This window comes from Lactobacillus acetotolerans DSM 20749 = JCM 3825, from assembly GCF_001436775.1.
Taxonomy (GTDB): Bacteria; Bacillota; Bacilli; order Lactobacillales; family Lactobacillaceae; genus Lactobacillus; species Lactobacillus acetotolerans.
In genome coordinates this window covers 1-1,558 of sequence record NZ_AYZC01000086.1, presented here as the reverse complement: position 1 = coordinate 1,558, position 1,558 = coordinate 1, and the positions used below count along the sequence as shown (strand labels likewise).

The 1,558-nt window shown below is 36.9% G+C and carries 1 protein-coding gene; it reads left to right on the top strand.

Features of this window, described 5'->3' with window-relative positions; genetic code table 11:
* A partial coding sequence (locus FC77_RS07570; protein ID WP_338084852.1) for an IS4 family transposase occupies positions 1–1,427 on the top strand: 1,427 nt, incomplete at its 5' end.
* Positions 1,428–1,558: the final 131 nt, after the last annotated feature.

Sequence of the window (1,558 nt, the reverse complement as noted above, 5' to 3'; positions counted from 1 at the left end):
TTCATTCACCCCTCTGCTCACTCTTTATCTCTTATTCGGTCTTTCATAGAAAGGTTGCGTCTCTCATGAAATCCCTTCACTCAAATATTTTAAAACTGATGGATAGTATTATCAATAAAATCGCTGCCAACATTCATGATTTTTCTGTTTCAGATCAGGCTTTTACCCGCTGTCGCAAGCTTAATCCGACTGATTTGATTAAGCTGATTCTCAACATGGGAGCGGGCAGCTTAAACTCGGAAATTTTTCATGCTTTTCCTGATGTGAATTCTAGAATGACGGCTTCAGCTTTCGAACAACAAAAAGCTAAATTAAAGCCCGAGTGTTTTAAAGAAATTATGGCTGAGTTTAGTCAGGCAAACGATTCATTGCAATTACTGGATGATAAGTATTTGGTTGTAGCGATTGATGGTTCCGATTTTGATCAGCCCTTTAATCCTAAGTCGGAAAATATTTTTCAAGGCAAAGATGGTCGAAGATATTGTCAGATTCATGTAAATGCTCTCTATGATGTTCTAAACAAGTTATATTTGGATTTAGTTTTTCAGCCGCGACAAAAGATGAATGAACGTGACGCGGCTCTTGCAATGTTAAAAAACTTAGCGCAACGAGAAAAAGATTTTATAGTTCTAATGGATCGTGGCTACAGCAGCTTTAATCTAATTGAAAACTGCAATCGGCTAAAGCATTGTCACTATGTTATCAGAACTAAAGCTGGATATGGCGCTATCAAAGAAATTGCTGGTATGTCAGAACAAGAATATGATATTGACCTGTCTTGCAGAGTAACCTCGTCACATCATTATTACGTTACTCATAAAGACAAGGAAAAATTTCTGCACCTGATTCTACACAAAAAACATCACTATAAAGCTATCCGTTCAAAAAATACCAAAGACTGGCGCTGGGATTTCGAAGGCCTATGCAATGTCAAGTTTCGGGTTTGCAAGTTTAGAATTAATCCGCCAGGTTCAGCTGATGAATGGGAAGTTCTTATCACTAACTTGGACCGTGATGAATTTCCTTTAGCCAGAATGAAAGAGATCTATCATCTTCGCTGGGGAATAGAAACGTCTTTTAGAGAGCTTAAATATGATTTAAGCGGAGTGCAGTTTCATTCTAAAAAAGATCAGTTTGTCTATATGGAAATATACGCTCACTTTGCAATGTATAACGCCGTGAGTTTATCAGCTGCCGCTGGCTCAAAACCTTATTCTCAGAAAAAATATCAATATCAAATAGACTTTAAAATGGCCTGCTGTGTTTGGCGGCGGTATTTTGGTATAAGCGATAATTCAGATAAAGCCTTCACGCAATTATTGCTGGATATGGCATTTTATTTAACTCCGATCAGACCGGGAAGAAAAGATAAGCGGAGCTTAAAAGCTAAATTAGTGATTGGCTTTCCTTATCGTTTAGCAGCTTAAACTAATCTGAAATGGCTATCTTGTGATGGCTTATTTGTGCTATCAAAAAAGACATTTAACGAATAAAACAATTCGATAAATGTCTTAAAAAGTATCATCAGCTTTGTCAATGTCTTAACTTAATGACATTG